17 protein-coding genes and 1 tRNA gene are annotated in these 18,054 nt (G+C 60.7%); 5 read left to right on the top strand and 13 right to left on the bottom strand.

What is annotated here, in order from left to right:
• Positions 1 to 94: 94 nt before the first annotated feature.
• On the top strand, positions 95 to 832 hold the full coding sequence (locus NTD84_RS13145) for a TorF family putative porin (protein WP_262166031.1): 738 nt from the start codon (positions 95 to 97) through the stop codon (positions 830 to 832).
• A gap of 113 nt (positions 833 to 945) precedes the next feature.
• Here the strand turns inward: NTD84_RS13145 and NTD84_RS13140 are convergent, their stop codons facing one another.
• The 9 genes from NTD84_RS13140 to NTD84_RS13100 form a co-directional block, all read right to left on the bottom strand.
• Positions 946 to 1,221, bottom strand: a complete 276-nt coding sequence (locus NTD84_RS13140; RefSeq protein WP_262166028.1) for a DUF971 domain-containing protein — start codon at positions 1,219 to 1,221, stop codon at positions 946 to 948.
• Positions 1,218 to 2,180: a HEAT repeat domain-containing protein gene (locus NTD84_RS13135; RefSeq protein WP_262166026.1), complete on the bottom strand. Its 963-nt coding sequence runs from the start codon at positions 2,178 to 2,180 to the stop codon at positions 1,218 to 1,220. The genes NTD84_RS13140 and NTD84_RS13135 overlap by 4 nt, the downstream gene beginning before the upstream one ends.
• Positions 2,177 to 3,025: an ABC transporter ATP-binding protein gene (locus NTD84_RS13130; RefSeq protein ID WP_262166023.1), complete on the bottom strand. Its 849-nt coding sequence runs from the start codon at positions 3,023 to 3,025 to the stop codon at positions 2,177 to 2,179. The genes NTD84_RS13135 and NTD84_RS13130 overlap by 4 nt, the downstream gene beginning before the upstream one ends.
• Positions 3,025 to 3,807, bottom strand: coding sequence for an ABC transporter permease (locus NTD84_RS13125; protein ID WP_262166020.1), 783 nt, complete (start codon positions 3,805 to 3,807; stop codon positions 3,025 to 3,027). The genes NTD84_RS13130 and NTD84_RS13125 overlap by 1 nt, the downstream gene beginning before the upstream one ends.
• 138 nt (positions 3,808 to 3,945) lie before the next feature.
• Positions 3,946 to 5,352 (bottom strand): ABC transporter substrate-binding protein, encoded by a 1,407-nt coding sequence (locus NTD84_RS13120; protein WP_262166017.1) that lies wholly within the window; start codon positions 5,350 to 5,352, stop codon positions 3,946 to 3,948.
• A gap of 252 nt (positions 5,353 to 5,604) precedes the next feature.
• Complete coding sequence (locus NTD84_RS13115) at positions 5,605 to 5,850, bottom strand: ferredoxin family protein (protein ID WP_007946457.1); 246 nt, start codon at positions 5,848 to 5,850, stop codon at positions 5,605 to 5,607.
• Between the two features lie 26 nt (positions 5,851 to 5,876).
• Positions 5,877 to 7,616, bottom strand: coding sequence for a fumarate reductase/succinate dehydrogenase flavoprotein subunit (locus NTD84_RS13110; protein ID WP_262166009.1), 1,740 nt, complete (start codon positions 7,614 to 7,616; stop codon positions 5,877 to 5,879).
• Entirely contained in the window at positions 7,613 to 8,365 is a 753-nt protein-coding gene (locus NTD84_RS13105) for a GntR family transcriptional regulator (RefSeq protein ID WP_262166006.1), read from the bottom strand. The genes NTD84_RS13110 and NTD84_RS13105 overlap by 4 nt, the downstream gene beginning before the upstream one ends.
• 213 nt (positions 8,366 to 8,578) lie before the next feature.
• Positions 8,579 to 9,466 carry a Dyp-type peroxidase gene (locus tag NTD84_RS13100; protein WP_262166004.1) on the bottom strand — a complete coding sequence of 296 codons (888 nt, stop codon included), beginning with the start codon at positions 9,464 to 9,466 and terminating at the stop codon, positions 8,579 to 8,581.
• Positions 9,467 to 9,651: 185 nt separating this feature from the next.
• Here NTD84_RS13100 and NTD84_RS13095 point away from each other — a divergent pair, with 185 nt between their 5' ends.
• The gene (locus NTD84_RS13095; protein ID WP_262166003.1) at positions 9,652 to 11,277 is read left to right on the top strand and encodes an NADP-dependent glyceraldehyde-3-phosphate dehydrogenase; all 1,626 of its coding nucleotides are present in this window, start codon (positions 9,652 to 9,654) and stop codon (positions 11,275 to 11,277) included.
• 47 nt (positions 11,278 to 11,324) lie between these two features.
• Positions 11,325 to 12,365 carry an FUSC family protein gene (locus NTD84_RS13090; protein WP_262166529.1) on the top strand — a complete coding sequence of 347 codons (1,041 nt, stop codon included), beginning with the start codon at positions 11,325 to 11,327 and terminating at the stop codon, positions 12,363 to 12,365.
• Here NTD84_RS13090 and NTD84_RS13085 read toward each other — a convergent pair whose 3' ends face one another.
• A complete protein-coding gene (locus NTD84_RS13085; RefSeq protein ID WP_262166002.1) occupies positions 12,366 to 13,259 on the bottom strand; it encodes a DMT family transporter in 894 nt (297 codons plus the stop codon). It abuts the gene before it with no gap.
• A 135-nt stretch (positions 13,260 to 13,394) separates the two neighbouring features.
• Between NTD84_RS13085 and NTD84_RS13080 the strand changes: the two genes are divergently transcribed.
• Positions 13,395 to 13,832, top strand: a complete 438-nt coding sequence (locus NTD84_RS13080; protein WP_262166001.1) for an Lrp/AsnC family transcriptional regulator — start codon at positions 13,395 to 13,397, stop codon at positions 13,830 to 13,832.
• A gap of 67 nt (positions 13,833 to 13,899) precedes the next feature.
• Here NTD84_RS13080 and NTD84_RS13075 read toward each other — a convergent pair whose 3' ends face one another.
• On the bottom strand, positions 13,900 to 14,571 hold the full coding sequence (locus NTD84_RS13075) for a Bax inhibitor-1/YccA family protein (RefSeq protein ID WP_157715183.1): 672 nt from the start codon (positions 14,569 to 14,571) through the stop codon (positions 13,900 to 13,902).
• 123 nt (positions 14,572 to 14,694) lie between these two features.
• On the opposite strand from NTD84_RS13075, the gene NTD84_RS13070 reads away from it, so the two are divergent.
• Positions 14,695 to 14,782 (top strand) — tRNA-Ser (locus tag NTD84_RS13070).
• A gap of 368 nt (positions 14,783 to 15,150) precedes the next feature.
• On the opposite strand, the gene NTD84_RS13065 is transcribed toward NTD84_RS13070, so the two are convergent.
• Together NTD84_RS13065 and NTD84_RS13060 are read right to left on the bottom strand one after the other, a co-directional pair.
• Positions 15,151 to 16,317 carry an HlyD family secretion protein gene (locus NTD84_RS13065; RefSeq protein WP_262165997.1) on the bottom strand — a complete coding sequence of 389 codons (1,167 nt, stop codon included), beginning with the start codon at positions 16,315 to 16,317 and terminating at the stop codon, positions 15,151 to 15,153.
• Positions 16,314 to 17,975: an MFS transporter gene (locus NTD84_RS13060; protein WP_262165994.1), complete on the bottom strand. Its 1,662-nt coding sequence runs from the start codon at positions 17,973 to 17,975 to the stop codon at positions 16,314 to 16,316. The genes NTD84_RS13065 and NTD84_RS13060 overlap by 4 nt, the downstream gene beginning before the upstream one ends.
• Positions 17,976 to 18,054: the final 79 nt, after the last annotated feature.

The raw sequence follows: 18,054 nt of genomic DNA, 5'->3' as shown, positions 1-18,054 counted from the left end.
AAATCGCTGCTCGACCCCGCGCTTGTCGCCGGGGTTCAGCGCAGCCGTGCCGCAAAAAACCGCCCTCGACAATAAAAAATAACGGGACGCCCCCATGAAAGCTTTCACCCTGTTCGCCCTCGGATCCTTGAGCGCGCTGCCCCTGAGCAGCCAGGCGATGCCCTTGAATGACGACTTCACCGTGCTGGTCGACATGACCCTGGCCAGCGATTACCGCACCCGTGGCATTTCACAGACCCAGAACGACCCCGCCGTGCAGGCCGGCGTCACCCTGGCTCACAGCAGCGGCCTGTACCTTGGCGTCTGGAGTTCCAACGTCGATTTCGGCGGCGGCCTGAAAACCCGTCAGGAAATCGATTACTACGCCGGCTGGCTGTGGCAAGCGACCGACGCGGTCAGCCTCGATCTCGGCTACCTGAAATACGCCTACCCGAAAGAAGGCCAGTTCAACCAGAGCGAGACCTATGGAATCCTCAGCGTCTATGGGGTGAAACTCGCGGCTTATTACTCCGCCGACGCGCCAGGCATCGACAGCAAGCAGAGCTCGCTCTACAGCTACATCGGTTATGAAACCGAGCTGCCTTACGGCACCGGCCTGAAACTGCGATACGGCAACATGGATTTCAAAGACCCGCACCTGTACTCGACCTCGGGCCATGCCGAGGACGCTTACCGCGAATGGGAAGTCAAACTGACCCACGAACTGGCCGGTGTGATGCTGGGCTTGAGCTACATCGACACTGACCTGTCGAAAAGCCAGTGCGCCAGCAATTGGGGGTTTGATGATGTCTGCGGTGCCACGGTGGTGGCGAGCATCAGCAAATCCTTCTGACCTCCACCGCCCCCTGTAGGAGCGAGCTCGCGATGGTCGTCAACGATAACGCGGGCAATCTGAATGCCCGCGTTGACTTGACGACCATCGTCGGCAAGCTCGCTCCTACAGGATCAGATCAGGCTGGAGAGATAGGCCCACGGATAAATCCCGCGTTCATGCCCGTCGCTGAAGATCAATTGCAGGCCGTAGCCTTGGGCGTTCAGCTCGACGACACTCACCCGGCTATCCACCAGCGGCGTCAGGCCTTGCAAACGAAACGCCCGGCATCGCGAACACGGGCACTGACGACGCAGTTCGGCATGATTGAGCAGCTGCTCGCGACCGTCCGGCCAATTCAACCGCAGCTGCTGTTTGCTGCGGGAATTGCTGATCGCCACCGGGTTCATTGCAGCTGGCTCAGGGCAATACGCACTGCTTTGCGTACTTCCGGGTCGCCGTCGTCCTGGGCGGCCTGCAACGGCGCGATCGCGCCTTTATCGTTCAGTTCACCGAGGGCCAGTGCGGCTTCCTTGCGCAGGTTGCTGATGCGATGGCCGAGGGTTTCAATCAATGCTTCCAGCGCCGGCACGTAGCGCAAACGCCCGAGGCTGCGGGTTGCGCGCAGGCGCACTTGCCAGTAATCGTCAGTCAACGCCTCGACCAAGGCCGGGCCGGCGTCGGTGTGGCCGACTTTGCCCAGGGTCGTCGCGGCTTCTTCGCGCACTTGCCAGGCCTGGTCCTGCAGGGCTTGGCGCAGGGCCGGCAGGACCTGAGCGTCAGACGCCAGCCCCAGCGCTCCGGTGGCGGCGCGGCGGACGTCGGTGTCCGGGTCGGCGCTGGCCAGTTGCGCCAGCGCGGGCAGCGCATCGAGCTGCTTGAGCCAGCCCAGCACGCCAACGGCTTCGCGGCGAACACTGGCGTCCGCATCCTTCAACGCAATCGCGGCGGGTTCGGCGGCACCGGGGAAACGCAGCTCGCGCAACGCCCGGAACGCGGCGATGCGTACGCTGACGTCGGCATGCCCGGTCCACGGCAGAATCACTCGCCCCGCCGCTTCACTCTTGAGCAGGCTCAAACTCTGTGCGGCGGCGCTCTGCACCGCCGGCGAAGGATCGGTCAGTGCCTGGCACAGCGCCTCAACGACCGGTTCATCCTCCCAGGCCTCCAGCAAGCGCGCGGCTTCGGCGCGGACTTCTTCGGTCGGGTCTTCGGCCAGTCGATCGACCAGCCACAGCAAGCCGTCCGGTTCTTCGAGGTCGGCCAGTTCGATCAGGGCAATCCGGCGTACGCCGGGGTCTTCATCGGTCAGGCGCGGTTGCAGGGCGAGGATGGCTTCGTTATCGGTTTCAGCAAATAGAGAGGTCATAGGGCAAATCGCGGCAGTTTGTTTTCAGGAGGCAATCCGAGAGGGTTCAGGCGCGGTAGCTGCCGACCGTCTTCGTGACGCAGTAATTCGAGGCAATGGCGCTTCAGGCGAGAGAACTCGTGGCTAGTCACCAGTTCGGTGGTGCGTGGCCGGGGAAAGTCGAGGCGCAGGTCTTCAATGATCCGACCGGGGCGCGAACTCATCACCAGCAGGCGGTCGGCGAGAAACAGCGCTTCGTCGATGTCATGGGTAACGAACACCACGGTGGTGCGAATGCGCGTCCAGATGTCCAGCAGCAGCTCCTGCATGTTCAGCCGGGTCAGCGCATCGAGGGCGCCGAAGGGTTCGTCCATGAGCAACAGACGCGGCCGATTGATCAGCACCCGGGCGATTTCCACCCGCTGCTGCATGCCGCCGGAAAGCTGGTCCGGCCAGCGATCGGCAAAGCCTTCGAGACCGACCAGCGCGAGGATTTCGTCGGCGGCTTTGTGCCGTTCCACTTTGCCGATGCCGCGCATTTTCAGGCCGAACGCGACGTTGTCGCGCACCGTGCGCCAAGGGAACAGCGTGTGGTGCTGGAACACCATGCCGCGCTGTGGCGACGGGCCCAAGACCTGGGTGCCATCGACATTCAGCGTCCCGCTGTACGTGGTCAGATGCCCGGCCAGCGCGCCAAGCAAGGTGGACTTGCCGCATCCGGACGGACCGAGAATGCACACGAACTGGCCCGGTTCGATCTGGCAGTCGAGGCCCTGCACGGCTTCGAAGGCCGTGCTGCCCTGCCCCAGGCGGATCGACAATCCGTGAATGTCGATGCGTCCTTCAGGGTGTTGAAAAACGCTCATCAGGTTTTTCCTCGTGGTCGATGCCAGGGCGTGAACAACCCGCCGAGTCGTTTGATCAGCAAGCTGCTGCCCATGCCCAAGACGCCGATCAGCAACATGCCGACCACGATGTCGGCGTAGTTCTGGATGGTGTAGGACTCCCAGGTGTAATAGCCGATACCGAACTGCCCGGAAATCATTTCCGCGGTCACCAGGCAGAACCACGAGGTGCCCATGCCGATGGCGAGGCCGGTGATGATGCTCGGTGCGGCGCCCGGCAGGATCACTTCCAGCAGGATCGCCCGACGCCCGGCGCCGAGGCTTTTCGCCGAGGCGATCAGGCGTGGGTCGACGCCTTCGACGCCGTGAATGGTGTTAAGCAGGATCGGGAACAGTGCGCCGGTGAAGGTAATGAACACCATCGACAGTTCCGACGAGGGGAACATCAGGATCGCCAGGGGAATCCACGCCACCGCCGGGATCGGCCGCAGTACTTCCAGCGGTGGCAGCAACAGGTCTTCGGCCCATTTCGAACGGCCGATGGCCAGGCCCAGCGCGATGCCGATGACCAGCGCTGCCAGGTAACCGGCGAATACCCGGCTGAGGCTGCTGCTCAGGTGCTGGGCCAGCTTGCCGGAATCCCCGAGGCCCAACGCGGCTTCGATCACGGCCAACGGCGTGGGCACATTGGCGAAGGTGACCAGGCCGAGGTTCCAGTGGTGGCTGGCCGCGAGCTGCCAGAACAGCAGGCAGAACAGCAGTGAGGCGGCTCGGGGAATCCAGCGTTTAAATGATCGAAACACAATGCGTCCTCTCGACACGGCCCCCCTGTGGGAGCGGACTTGCTCGCGAAAGCGGTGGATCAGTCGACATTACTGTCTAATGTCAGTCGGCCTTCGCGAGCAAGCCCGCTCCCACAGGGGATCGAGTCGTTCCGGGGGTTAGCGGGCGGCCACGGCCTGGGTCGTGGCGTCGGTGAAGTCGAGGACTTTGCCGCCCTGGGCCGTAGCGAATTGCTGCGCCTGGCCTTTGAGCAGGAACGCGCTCAACTGCCCTTTCGCATCACTGGCAAACCACGCCTGATCCGCCAGCAACTTGATCCCGCTGTCACTGGCCTGGGCATACACCGCGCGGATGTTCTTGCCTTCGGCCTTCAAACCGGCCAACGCCGTGAATGCCGATTCCGCCGAGGCGTACTGGCGGACTTTCGGCTCGCCACGCACCCAGATCTCGGCCACATGGCTGAAGTCGGTGATGGCTTGACCGCTCGCCGCGTCAACCGCCTTGAGCGGCGCTTGCGCGTAGTTGGCCAGTTGCGCGGTGTAGTCCAGGTTCGAGGCCTTGAACGCCGCGCGGATGTACTGGTCGTCGATGAAGGTATTGAGGTCGAGGCCGCGATCAGCCTTCTTCAACAACTTGAGCGTATCGATGGCAGTGCCGACTGCCTGACGGTATTCCGGCTTCCAGCTCAGGTCGCGGGTCTGCACGCCCAGCGGGCCGTGGAACAGGTAATTGACCTCGGCATCGACGCCGGTGACCTTGGCGATCAGCTCGCTGTATTTCTCCGGTTCGGCGGCCAGCAACTGGTTGGCCTCGATACTGGCGCGCAGGTAGGCGACGACGATTTCCGGGTACTTTTTCGCGTACGCCTGATCCACCAGCGCGCCATGGAACGTCGGGGTGTTCGCCTGGGAACCGTCATAGATCTTGCGAGCAAAACCGCGGCTCGGGAACAGCTCGGCGAAAGGTACGAAATCGGCGTGGGCATCGATCTTCCCGGCCTGCAGCGCGGACCCGGCGACTTCCGGTGGCTGGGCGATGATGTTCACGTCCTTGAGCGGATCCCAGCCCTGGGCCGCCACGGCACGCAGCAACATGCCGTGGGCGGTCGAAGCGAATGGCACGGAAATGGTCTTGCCCTTCAACTCCGCCAGCGACTGCACACCCGACGCGCTCGGCACCACGATGCCGTTGCCGCTGCCCTTGATGCTGCCCGACAGCACGCTGATGAACAGGCTGTGCTTGCCCGCGGTTTCGAACGCGACACCGTTGAACGAACCGGGGAAATCGGCCATGGCGCCGAAGTCGAGTTTGCCGGCAACCATCTCGTTGGTCAGGGGCGCGCCGCTGGTGAAGTTCTTCCATTCCACCTCGTAGCTGGCGTCTTTGTACTGGCCGTCGTGGGGCAGGTATTTGTCCAGCAGTCCCAACTCGCGAATCAACAGACCGCCGGCGGCGCAGTTGATCGTGGTGTCCTGGGTGCCGATGGCGATGCGGATGGTTTCGGCCGAGGCCGACAACGTGAATGAAGCCAGTACCAGACCGGCAAATGCTGCACGCAATAACATGGGTGTTCCCCTCGAATCATTTATAGGATGTTCGTCTCCGCCGCGATCAGGGCGCGGTGGGAAACGAGGGGTGTTTTGAAGCGAGCGTCCGGGGGTGGCCGGATGGCGTTTTGGGGTGGCCTGGTGCCTGCAAAATCAAGGTTCGCCACAAATCCCTGTGGGAGCGGGCTTGCTCGCGAAGGCGTTCTGTCAGTTGATGAAGAGGCAAGCAGTGCCGGCCTTTTCGCGAGCAAGCCCGCTCCCTCAGGGGGTTCAGCGCAAGAGATACGGGATCTCCACTTTCACCGCCCCGGTCGGGCAGTCCTTTTCGCACGGCATGCAGTACCAGCATTCATCGAACGCCATGTAGGCCTTTTGTGTGGCCGGGTTGATCGCCAGCAGGTCCATCGGGCAGACGTCGACGCACACGGTGCAGCCTTTGTGGGCGATGCAAAGGTCTTCGTCGACCGTGACCGGCGCGTTGGAACGGAAGAAAATTTCCTGGGGTTGATAGGCCATGGTTCGGACTCTCTCGTATGAATTCGTCAGGCTGCAAAGGCACCCACGCGCAGGCGGTCGTAGGCCTGCATTTCTTCGGCATCCAGCGGGATGATGTAAGGCTCGACAGCTTTCTTGAAACTGCTCATCTGGCCGTTTTCATCCTTCTTCAAGTGGCAGTGGCAGAACCAGTCGCTGTCGTTGCGCTGCGGGTGATCGACCCGGTAGTGGTAAAGCCCCCAGCGACTTTCGGCGCGAAACAACGAGGCCCGGGCGGCCATCTCGGCGCAGTCGCGGATCATGCTGACTTCCATGGCGCGCATCAGTTCGTGGGCGTTGTGGGCCTTGATCTGATCGAGGTCACGCTGGATATCGCTGAAGCGCTGCAGGCCGATCTGCATTTTCTTGGTCACCTTCGGCGGTTGCAGGTAGTCGTTCACAAAACGCCGCAGCTTGTACTCGACCTGGGCTGGCGGCAGGCCGTGCTCACGGTCCAGCGGCGCGTAGACCCGTTGTTTTTCCGTTTCGACCTGCCGGGCATCGACTCGGGAAAATTCGCGTCCGGCGACAAAATCTGCCGCGTTGGTGCCGGCGAACCAACCATAGGTGAACGCGCCGAGCATGTAGTTGTGCGGCACCGCGGCCATGTCACCCGCTGAGTACAAGCCCTTGACCGAGGTTTCCGCTTTCTCGTTGACCCACACGCCCGAGGCCGAGTGACCGCTGCAAAACCCGATTTCCGAGATGTGCATCTCGACCATCTGCGTGCGGTAGTCGGTGCCGCGATTGGCGTGGAACTGGCCGCGACTCGGACGCTCGTTGCTGTGCAGTATCTCCTCGATGTTCTGGATGGTCTCCTCGGCCAGGTGATCGAGCTTGAGGAACACCGGGCCATTGCCGCTTTCGAGTTCCTGGTGGAACTCCCACATCATCTGGCCGCTCCAGTAATCGCATTCGATGAAGCGTTCGCCCTTGTTGTTCGCGGTGTAGCCGCCCAGCGGGCCGGTGACGTAGGCGCAGGCCGGGCCGTTGTAATCCTTGATCAGCGGGTTGATCTGGAAACATTCCAGGTTCGCCAGCTCGGCCCCGGCGTGATAGGCCATGGCGTAACCGTCGCCGGCATTGGTCGGGTTTTCGTAGGTGCCCATCAGGTAACCGGACGACGGCAAGCCCAGGCGCCCCGCGGCGCCGCATGCCAGGATCACCGCCTTGGCCTTGATCACGTGAAAATCGGCGGTGCGGCAGTCGAAACCCATCAGGCCGTTGACCGCGCCCTCTTCGTCCGTCAGCAAGCGCGTGCAGACCACGCGATTGGTGATGCTGACCCGCGCCCGCTTCAACTGGCGGTACAGGACTTTCTTGATGTCGTGCCCTTCCGGCATCGGCAGCACGTAGGCGCCCATGTGGTGGACCTTTTTCACGGCGTAGTCGCCGGTCTCGTCCTTCTCGAACTTGACGCCCCAGCGGTCCAGTTGCTCGATGGTCTCGAAACTGTGGGTCGCATAGGCGTAGACCGCCGCCTGATTGACGATGCCGTCGTTGGCGATGGTGATTTCCTTGGTGTACTGCTCCGGCGTCGAGTGGCCGGGAATGATTGCGTTGTTCAGGCCATCCATGCCCATGCTGATCGCGCCGCTGCGCTTGACGTTGGCCTTGTCGATCAGCAATACGCGCAAATCGCGGTTGCGTTCCTTGGCCTTGATCGCTGCCATCGGCCCGGCGGTGCCGCCGCCGATCACGACGATGTCGTATTCCTGCTCGAGGGTATTTCTGGAGCTGTGGGTCATGCCTGATCCCCTTTGTGCCGATCAATCCGCAAGCGGTACTGGAATGCATCGCCGCGGTAATAAAGGTGCTCGAAGTCCACCGGTTGACCGTTGGCGTCGTGAGTCAGGCGCTCGATGCGCATGATCGGCGAACCGGCCTCGACGTTCAGCGCCTGGGTCAGATCGCTGTCGGCCAACACCGCGTCGATGGCCAGATCGGCATGGCCGAGGGCCAGGCCGCAGTCGTTTTCAAGGATCAGGAAGATGTCGCGGGTGACCAGGTCAGCCTTCTCCAGGCGCTCGCCGATGGCTTTGGGCAGGTAGGTGATTTCCAGCGAAATCGGCTCGCGATTGATTAACCGGACCCGTTTGATCTGCGCCACGGTCTCGCCTTCGGCCACCTGCAAACGCTCGGCGACCAGCTTGTCCGCGGCAATGAATTTGAAGCTGCGCAGGCGGTTGATCACCTCGTAGCCGCGACCGGTCATGGACTCGGCGAGGCCTTGCAGGGTGCTGACGTTCTGGAAGGTTTTCGGCTTGGCGACGAAGGTTCCCTTGCCGTGGATCTTGAAGATCAGCCCTTCCTTTTGCAGGTCGCCCAAGGCCTGGCGAACGGTGATGCGGCTGACTTTGAACAGCGTGCCAAGCTCGCTTTCGGAGGGCATCTGGCTGTCTTGCGGATATTCGCCGTCGAGGATGCGCGCGCGCAGCACGTCCCGCAATTGGGTGTGCAGCGGAACACTGCTGAGGGATAGAACGTTATCGGTCATGGGCAGATCACTTGTTATAACGAGTTATGACGTGATCTTAGAGTTCTAACCGCAGCGTTGAGAAATACTGTTTGAGAATAAGGTTAGAGCGGTTGCACCTCCACTGTAGGAGCGAGCTTGCTCGCGAAGGTCGTGAACGATAACGCGGGGAACCAGGATTGCCGGCGTTGTCTGAACGTTCTTCGCGAGCAAGCTCGCTCCTACACGAGTGGGTCAGCGTCTGTTGAGAGCACGCAAATCCAGACATCCGTCCTTAAGCGGCGGGCACCAGTAGTAGCCGCCGGTGATCGGCCGGCTCATGCGATACAGACCGTCGGTGATGCCGTCTTCCAGACCGCTCATGCGTCGCAGCTGCGCTTCGAAGGCATCAAGGGAAAAGCCGAACGCGAGGAACATCAAGCCAGCGCGATCCCCTTCGATCCATGGCATCGAACGACGCACCACGAACGCTTCGGGGGCGAAGCTTTCCTGGGCGGTGCGTTTGACGTGGGCAGAGATTGGCGCGTCATCGATCTCTTCGTTATCGATCAAGCGACGGCCCATGATGTTGTCCTTTTCGTGGGGCGGCATCGCGTGGAAGCCTTTCAGGTCGTGCTGCCACTGCTGGATCGCGGCGAAGCTGCCGCCGACCAGCCCCTCAGCGCCCTCACTCACCAGCGCGGCGGCCACGGCCGCTTCGTCATGCGGGTTTTCCGTGCCGTCCTCGTAACCGGTCAGATCGTGGCCGGTGAGGTGGCGGAAGGTTTCATTCATCTGCACCAGGCGCAGGGCCGGCGCCAACGCGGCTTCGATGGCCGTGCTGCGATTGAGCAATTCGCCGCGATCGACGCCATGCAGCCAGCACCACAGCGCGTGCTGGGTCGAGGGGTTATCGACGCCAACCCCGGTCAGCGCCGGAAACGGCCGCAGCCCTGCGATCTGCCCGTGCAGTGCCTTGACCAGGGATTCACCAAAACCGACCACCGCCGACTGGCCGTCCACCAGCTGCATCAAGTTGTCGAGCGCGGCCGGCAGTGCATCGACGGATTCCAGCGCGAAGAACAGATGACGGGCTTGAGGCGGGACGGGGGTGGCGAGAATGCCCGGCTGGTAGTAACTCATAGGAACTCCTTAAGAAAGAGCGCGAAGTTTACCCGCCGCACGGGTCGTTGTGTGTCCTCAGGTCAAAAGATCGCCGGATGATCAAATCGGGACTTAAAAAACCGGGGCAATAAGGCGTATAACCTCTGAAGTGAAGCTGAACGGCAAGCCGCCAGCGCCTGGCTGACATCACATGGAGTAGCGACATGACCACAGCAACTATCCTTGGCAACCTGTTTCCCGACTCCAGCGACATCCCGGAAAAATACCGCCTCGACGGCTCGACCGAGCAACGTGAATACCTGGTCGACGGCGAACTGAAAACCTGGTCAGGCCCCCTTGCCCAAGTCCGCAGCCCGGTGTACCTGACCGGTGAAAACGGCGACGAGCAAGTGATCCTCGGCAGCACCCCCTTGCTCGACGCCGAGACTGCACTGACTGCCCTCGACGCCGCCGTGCGCGCCTATGACCGCGGCCAGGGCCTGTGGCCGACCATGCGCGTGGCCGATCGCATCCAGCACGTCGAAACGTTCCTCCGGCATATGCGCGAGCAGCGCGAAGCCGTGGTCAAGTTGCTGATGTGGGAGATCGGCAAGAACCTCAAGGACTCGGAAAAGGAATTCGACCGCACCTGCGACTACATCGTCGACACCATCAACGCGCTCAAGGAACTCGATCGCCGCTCCAGCCGTTTCGAGCTGGAGCAGGACACGCTGGGCCAGATCCGCCGCGTTCCGCTGGGAGTGGCGCTGTGCATGGGGCCTTATAATTATCCGCTGAACGAGACCTTCACCACGCTGATTCCGGCGCTGATCATGGGCAACACCGTGGTGTTCAAACCGGCCAAGCTCGGGGTGCTGCTGATCCGTCCGTTGCTGGAGGCATTCCGCGTCAGCTTCCCGGCCGGGGTGATCAACGTGATCTACGGCAGCGGCCGCGAAACGGTCAGCGCGCTGATGGCCAGCGGCAAGATCGATATCTTCGCCTTCATCGGCACCAACAAAGCCGCCAGCGACCTGAAAAAACTCCACCCGAAACCCCACCGCCTGCGCGCCGCGCTGGGCCTGGATGCGAAGAACCCCGGCATCGTGTTGCCTGAGGTGGACCTGGACAACGCGGTGAGCGAAGCGGTCACCGGCTCGTTGTCGTTCAACGGCCAGCGCTGCACCGCGCTGAAAATTCTCTTCGTCCACGAAGAGGTGGTCGAGGCCTTCATCGACAAATTCAACGCAAAACTCGCCACGCTCAAACCCGGCATGCCCTGGGAAAGCGGCGTGGCCCTGACGCCGTTGCCGGAGTCGGGCAAGGTCGATTATCTGCACGCGCTGGTCGCGGATGCCGTCAGCAAGGGCGCCCGCGTGGTGAACCCCAATGGCGGCGAGGCCCGCGCGTCGTTCTTCTACCCCGCAGTGCTGTTCCCGGTGACGCCGCAGATGCGCGTCTATCAGGAAGAGCAATTCGGCCCGGTGGTGCCGATCGTGCCTTATCGGCATCTGGACACGGTAATCGATTACGTCCTGGAATCGGACTTCGGCCAGCAACTGAGCATCTTCGGCACCAACCCGGTCGCCGTCGGCAGGCTGGTGGACACCTTCGCCAACCAGGTCGGGCGGATCAACCTCAACGCCCAGTGCCAGCGCGGTCCGGACACCTACCCGTTCAACGGCCGCAAGAACTCGGCGGAAGGCACATTGTCGGTACATGATGCGTTGCGGGTGTTCTCGATTCGTACGCTGGTCGCGACCAAGTTCCAGGAGACCAACAAAGAGCTGATCAGCGAGATCATCAGCGGACGCAGCTCGAGTTTCCTGACCACCGATTACATCTTCTGAGGACAGCCAGCCTGAGTACATCCAGAGCCCAACGACTGCCACCCCTGCTGCGCCGGTTACTGCTTCCGTTACTGGACCCGTACCGGCGCTATCGCTATGCCAAACTGATTCACGCGGTGCGCGTATCGTTGGGGTTGCTGGCGACGATCCTGCTGACCACCGGTATCCATCTGCCCCACGGTGAGTGGGCGTCGGTGACCATGCTGGTGGTGATCGGCGGCTTGCAGCACCACGGCAACATCGGCAAAAAAGCCGCCGAGCGCGCCATCGGCACGTTGCTTGGCGCCGGTATTGGTTTGCTGCTGGTCGCGCAACAGACCTGGCTCGGGTTGCCTTGGCTGACCTATTTCATGATGTCGGTGGTGTGCGGATTCTTTTCGTATCACGCCATCGGTAAAGGTGGCTACACCGCGTTGCTGGCAGGGATCACGGTGTTCATCGTCGCCGGGCATGGCGACAACCCGATGAGCGACGGGCTGTGGCGCGGGGTGGATATCCTGATCGGCATCGCCCTGGCCCTGGCGTTTTCCTTCGCCCTGCCGCTGTACGCGGTGTATTCCTGGCGCTACAACCTGGCCGATGCGCTGCGCGATTGCGCGACGCTGTATGGCCGGATCATCAACGGCCTGCCCGTCACCGATGACGAACACGTGAAACTGATGAATCGCCTGAACACGGTGATGGTGCAGTTGCGTTCGCTGATGCCGTCGGTGTCCAAGGAAGTGAAGATCTCCATGACCGAACTCGATGCCATCCAGCGTCATTTGCGGATGTGCGTCAGCACCCTGGAAATTCTCGGCAACACCCGCCCCGATGTGAGTGACCCTGACGCGATGGCTAATCTGCAATCGGCGTTGAAAGCGGAGCATCGATTGATTCGCGTGCAGCTGGTAGGGATGACGCGGGCGCTGAAATCCGGTGCATCCCTGCGGCTAAATCGGCCCTTGGCGCTACCGCTCGATTCGAATCTGGATGCACCCGTCTATAACCCGCTGGACGGCTACCGATTGTTGATCCGGCAGATGCTCAGCAATATCAGCGAGATGCGCCAGCGCCTGGCTAAAACCGCGCCGCGCTGGAATATCTGATCATGGTGTCACTGGCCGCCGAAACTTCAGGCTCCAGCCTTGTTGCATGCCAGCGGCGGCCAGCAGAATCGCTGCGACACCGATCCATTGCAAGGTATCCAGGCGATGGCCGAAGGCGAACCAGTCGACGAAAATCGCCGCAATCGGGTAGATGAACGACAACGCGCCAGTCAGGGCGGTCGGCAGTTTTTGAATCGCGCCGTACAACAATACGTACATCACGCCCGTGTGAACGATGCCGAGGGTCACCAGGCTGGCCCAGGCACCCGGCGCTTGCGGCAGCGCGGAAACGTGCGCGAACGGCGCGAGCAACAGCACGCCGGTGCTGACCTGGATCAGCGCGATCAGGTGCGGTGGCGTGCCGGTCAGGCGCTTGATGATCAGCGCCGCAATCGCATAAAGAAGCGCAGCCCCCAGCGCCAGCGCGATGCCCGTCAGGTAATCATTCCCGCTCTCGCCCTGTTGCCCGTGAGCACTGACGATCGCCAGCATGCCGAGAAACGAAACGCCCAGCCAGAACAGCTTCTGCAGGGTGATTTTTTCGTTGAGGAACAGCGCGGCGAGCCCGACCAGCATAAATGGCTGAACGTTGTACACCGCCGTGCCGATGGCAATCGAGGCGCGGGAATAAGAGGCAAACAACAGCACCCAGTTGCCGACAATCGCCACGCCGCTGACCACCGCCAGCAGGAACGTGGTGCGGGTCAGGATGCCTGGACGCAGGAAGCCAAACGCCGCGCAAATCAGCAACAACGTGCCGGCACCGAACACGCAACGCCAGAACACTACGTCCAGCACCGGTTGCCCGGACACCAGCACGAACCAGCCAATGGTCCCGGAAATCAGCATGGCGGCGGTCATCTCGAATGACCCGCGACGAATTGTTGTGTCCATCATCAGACTCCTGTGTGTGAGCGCAAAGTATGCCAATCCGCCGGGGGGCTTCTCCAGCGCAAAAAGCAGGCTAAACTCGGCATCTGCCTTTTTTATAAAGGCACTTTCGACTAATTGCCTTACAGGGGTTGCGCCATGACTGACGATATCGACCAGGTGCTGATCAAGGCGTTGATGGAGGACTCACGGCGCTCGCTCAAGGCCTTGGCGAACCTCAGCGGCCTGTCCTCGCCCAGCGTTGCCGAGCGTCTACGCCGCCTCGAAGAACGCGGCGTGCTCAAGGGCTACACCGTCGAGATCGATCCCAAGTGTTTCGGCTATCAATTGCAGGCCATCGTGCGCATCCGCCCGCTACCGGGGCAGTTGCAGGAAGTAGAACGGCAAATCCAGGCCATTGCAGAATTTACGGAGTGCGACAAAGTTACCGGCGACGACTGCTTCATCGCCCGCCTGCACGTGCGCTCGATGGAACAGCTGGATACCCTGCTCGACCGCCTCAATAGCCACGCCGAAACCAACACCGCCATCGTCAAGAAAACGCCGGTCAAGCGCCGATTACCGCCGATGGCGTAAGGCTTTACTCAAATCGCAGGCAAGAAAAAACCCGCTTTCGCGGGTTTTTCCATTTCAAGCTCGACGATTAATCATCGCGGCTCATGATGCCAAAGATCTGCAACAAGCTGATGAACAGGTTGTAGATCGATACATACAGGCTGATGGTCGCCATGATGTAGTTACGCTCGCCGCCCTGAATGATGGCGCTGGTCTGGAACAGAATGCAGACCGACGAGAACAGCACGAAACCTGCGCTGATCGCCAGTTGCAGGCCGCTGATCTGGAAGAAGAAGCTTGCCAGCGTCGCACCCAGCAACACGAAGAAACCTGCGGTGATGAAGCCGCCGAGGAAGCTCATGTCTTTACGAGTGATCAGTACATAGGCCGACAGGCCGCCGAACACCAGCGCCGTCATGGCGAAGGCCGAACTCACGACTTCCGCGCCGCCCTGCATGCCCAGGTAGCGGTTGAGGATCGGGCCGAGCAGGAAACCCATGAAACCGGTCAGGGCAAACGCCGACACCAGGCCCCACGCGGAATCGCGGAGTTTGTTGGTGAGGAAGAAAAGGCCATAGAAACCGATCAGCACCACGAAGACATTCGGGTAGCCGACACGCATCTGCTGGGCAACAAACGCCATCACGCCGCTGAATGCGAGGGTGAGGGCCAATAGGCCGTAAGTGTTGCGCAGGACGCGGCTAACCTCTAGCTGCTCAGCCTGCACGCTGTTATTAACTGCGTAATCCTGTTCGCGCATGGCGACACTCCTGTTGGTTTGAAACGTTCAGTCGCAAAGATCATAACAGACGCTCTGTAACAAGCTATGCAGAGAGTTTGACAGTGTGTTTCATTCAGGTATTATGGCGCCCGCAACGCAAACGGAGGTGTGGCCGAGTGGTTTAAGGCAACGGTCTTGAAAACCGTCGACTGTAACAGGTCCATGAGTTCGAATCCCATCGCCTCCGCCATATTCGCACCGAAAGGCCCCATTTTATGGGGCCTTTTTGCTTTCTGGGCTTTCTGTACCCCCATCTGTTCCCCGACTTTGAAATTACTCCCGTTTTGATTGGTTTTGGCCACTGTTAAAGGCCCGCTTCGGCCTCTTCAGACCACAGGTCTAGCAAATCATCATCCTGCCCTGACACAACAGAACAGCTGAAATCTGTTTCTACAGCGTCATCATGACGCCATACCTCTGCGCCCGCTGCGACCAGCCATGGGTCCAATGATCAAAACACTCATTTCAGTATCCTTGTGGCTCAAAGGCCCGAGTCACCGAAAATATCTCTTTTTCATGGAGCTACGTGCAGACTCGACGCCCTGTTCGAGCGCCGTGTCAGGGATGCGATGCAGCAGCCTCCCCTCGGTCACCCTCCTCCCCATTTCGGGTATCGATACTTACAACCACCGACATCCCCGGCCGCAAGCGCTTTATCTCGGCCTGATCCGGGTCCACGGTGATGCGCACCGGGACACGCTGGGCGATCTTGACGAAGTTGCCGGTGGCATTGTCCGACTGCAGCAGCGCAAATTCGGAACCGGTGGCCGGCGAGATACGCTGCACATGACCACGCAATTGGAGGTGGTTCAGGGCATCGACGGTAAAAGAAACCGGCTGACCGATACGGACTTTATCCATCTGTGTCTCCTTCATGTTCGCAATCACCCAGAGCGTATCAGGCACCAGTGCCATCAATTGCGCCCCCGAGTTGACGTACGCGCCCAAGCGTACGCCGATCTGCCCCAACTGACCGTCGCGCGGTGCCGTCACGCGGGTATTGTCCAGGTCGATACGCGCCAATTCCACTGCGGCTTCGGCATTGAGGACCGACGCTTCCAGTGAGGCCCGGTTGACAATCACGGTCTGCAAGTCTTGCCTGGAAATTTCCAGTGCCGAACGGGTCTCGGCCAGCGCCGCAACTGCCTGGGCATTAGCGGCGCGAGTCACGTCCAGTTCACGACGGGACACCGATCCGTCACGGATCAATTCTTCATTACGGCCCAGGTCAGCCTGGGTCTTACGCGCCTGCGCATCGCTGTTAGCGATAGCCGCCTGCTTCTGGATGATGGTGGCCTCGGCACTCTTGCGCTGCTGTAGATTATTGGCCAACGCGGCTTTTTGCTGTTCGAGTTGTGCCAGCGACTGGTTCAATCGTTGCTTGTAGATCCGGTCATCGAGGCGCACCAGCAAGTCCCCTGCCTTGACGAGTTGAAAGTCCTGCACCGGTACTTCAAACACATAACCACTGAGTTGCGGCCCGATAATGGTGATCTGGCCACGCACTACGGCATTTTCGGTACTCTCGATGGCGCTGCTGAAGGGTGGTAGCTGCCAGGCATAGAGCACCACCAGTATGCCAATGATGGCAACCGAGGCGAAGATCATGGAGGACAGAATGCGAACCCGCAGCGACCGCGGCGCGGTGGCCGGGTCAGTGGATGGCTGTTCGCCTTCGAGCGTGGAAGCGATGGCATTGGTTGTCGTGGTTGTCGGTTCGGTCATTGTGTGGAGGCGCCACTGCGAGGGTCGGAAGTGCGGGCACCATCAATAGAGGCCCTATTAGCGTTCCACAGCACCAGACTACGGATAAAAATCCAGATCATGGTCAGTATCGCGATGCTGCCGATCAGAATGAACACATCGTTGTAGGCCAGTATATTGGCTTCTCGAGTTGCCGCTGCAGATAGCACCCGGGTCCCGACGTTGGTGCGCAGCGACGGGTCGAAAATGATTCCGCTGTAAGCCGCACCGCCGCTTTGCACCCTGCTGAGTACCAACGGGTTGAGCGTCGTCAACTGCTCGACGATGACGCTGGAATGAAATTTTTCCCGCACGATCTGAAAGGTGCCAAGTAACGCTGATCCAATCAGGCCCCCAAGGTTATTGCAAATCCCGAACAACACCGAAAAGCTCACCAGATTCCGTGGGTTCGTCATTACATTACGGGTGCCAAGCACCATGGTCGGCCCGAGAAAAAACGTCCCGCCGAAAGCCAGTAGAAATTGACTCAGGTACATCTGCTCCGGACGGGTCAGGTTGCTCGACGAACAGTCCATGAATGAGCCGGTGGCCATCAATACCAGTGAAACAATCAGTGGCATGAACAGATGCTGCGGATTGATCGTCAGGGCGCTGGCGGCTAGCCCCGACACAGCCCCCAGCAACATGACGTAATACAAGCTGCGCATCTGCTCGTTGCTCATGTTCAATGCCTGCAGAAACCCCACCGCACCGGTGGACTGCTCGGACGTGACCATACGAATCAAGATCACCGCCAGGGTCATTCGAATCGCCACGCCACTGCCTAACCAGCGCGTCATCAGCAAAGGGTTGCTGCGGTTATGCTCGATGGCCAGCCCGGCAACGATCAGCGCAATCGACGCCGCCAGGGCGATGCCGATCCACGGTGCCTCCAGCCACCAGTCAATGCGCCCAAGCGACAGCACCGCACACAGCAGCGCCACCCCGCCGGACATGATAGCGAAGGTCAGAAAATCCAGCGGCTCGAAGGTCTTGAAACGATCCCCCGGTGGCAGTTTGAGCATGAGCACACATCCCAGCGCCGTCATTGCCAGACCCAGCTCGAACAGGTACAGGCCGCGCCATTCGGCGATCTGCAGCAGATCTTCAGAAAAAATCCGTGCCAATGGCAAGGCCAACTGAGATGCGCCCAGCCCGAGCACCAAAGCTTTCATCCGCCACTTCGCCGGGAAGGCCTGGATCATGTAGTACAGCCCCAGGGAGCTCAGAGCCGCGCCAACCATCCCGTGCGCCGCCCGTACGGCGATAGCCGAATTCAGGTCGTTGACGAATAGATGGGCAAAGGTCACCAACGCGTAAAGCAGCAGGAACACTTCGGTGAACGCACGCAGTCCGAATTCCTGGCGGAATTTGACCAGCAGCAGATTCATCGAGACATTGGTCATGACATAGGCTGCCGGCAACCAGGCCATTTCCGCTGTGGTGGCCCCCAATGCACCCTGAAGAAATTGCAGATTAGCCGTGACCAGCGCGTTGCCCAGCCCACCGGTAATGGCTACCAGCAAGCCGACTGCCCCGTAGGCGAAACGCATGGGATTTGAGTGTAATGGGGTCGATGGCGAGCCCGGCAAGGAAGGCTTTTCATGTGGGAGCCATTCGCGCGACGCGTATCGATCCATCCGCACTCCTATCGTTCTTTCATCATACCTGCGCGAACTTCCCTTGCTCCCCGACAATGGCGATTCAGTAAGCTACGCC

Origin of the sequence: Pseudomonas sp. 14P_8.1_Bac3, from assembly GCF_025466085.1 — a bacterium.
Lineage (GTDB): Bacteria > Pseudomonadota > Gammaproteobacteria > Pseudomonadales > Pseudomonadaceae > Aquipseudomonas.
Note: the sequence above shows the minus strand (reverse complement) of the source record. Positions and strands in the feature narration are given on the sequence as shown.

Bases quoted from the DNA above. Each gene is read 5' to 3' on its own strand.
- NTD84_RS13145 (WP_262166031.1), top strand. From the start codon at position 95: ATGAAAGCTTTCACCCTGTTCGCCCTCGGATCCTTGAGCGCGCTGCCC.
- NTD84_RS13140 (WP_262166028.1), bottom strand. From the start codon at position 1,221: ATGAACCCGGTGGCGATCAGCAATTCCCGCAGCAAACAGCAGCTGCGG.
- NTD84_RS13135 (WP_262166026.1), bottom strand. From the start codon at position 2,180: ATGACCTCTCTATTTGCTGAAACCGATAACGAAGCCATCCTCGCCCTG.
- NTD84_RS13130 (WP_262166023.1), bottom strand. From the start codon at position 3,025: ATGAGCGTTTTTCAACACCCTGAAGGACGCATCGACATTCACGGATTG.
- NTD84_RS13120 (WP_262166017.1), bottom strand. From the start codon at position 5,352: ATGTTATTGCGTGCAGCATTTGCCGGTCTGGTACTGGCTTCATTCACG.
- NTD84_RS13115 (WP_007946457.1), bottom strand. From the start codon at position 5,850: ATGGCCTATCAACCCCAGGAAATTTTCTTCCGTTCCAACGCGCCGGTC.
- NTD84_RS13110 (WP_262166009.1), bottom strand. From the start codon at position 7,616: ATGACCCACAGCTCCAGAAATACCCTCGAGCAGGAATACGACATCGTC.
- NTD84_RS13105 (WP_262166006.1), bottom strand. From the start codon at position 8,365: ATGACCGATAACGTTCTATCCCTCAGCAGTGTTCCGCTGCACACCCAA.
- NTD84_RS13100 (WP_262166004.1), bottom strand. From the start codon at position 9,466: ATGAGTTACTACCAGCCGGGCATTCTCGCCACCCCCGTCCCGCCTCAA.
- NTD84_RS13095 (WP_262166003.1), top strand. From the start codon at position 9,652: ATGACCACAGCAACTATCCTTGGCAACCTGTTTCCCGACTCCAGCGAC.
- NTD84_RS13085 (WP_262166002.1), bottom strand. From the start codon at position 13,259: ATGGACACAACAATTCGTCGCGGGTCATTCGAGATGACCGCCGCCATG.
- NTD84_RS13080 (WP_262166001.1), top strand. From the start codon at position 13,395: ATGACTGACGATATCGACCAGGTGCTGATCAAGGCGTTGATGGAGGAC.
- NTD84_RS13075 (WP_157715183.1), bottom strand. From the start codon at position 14,571: ATGCGCGAACAGGATTACGCAGTTAATAACAGCGTGCAGGCTGAGCAG.
- NTD84_RS13065 (WP_262165997.1), bottom strand. From the start codon at position 16,317: ATGACCGAACCGACAACCACGACAACCAATGCCATCGCTTCCACGCTC.
- NTD84_RS13060 (WP_262165994.1), bottom strand. From the start codon at position 17,975: ATGGATCGATACGCGTCGCGCGAATGGCTCCCACATGAAAAGCCTTCC.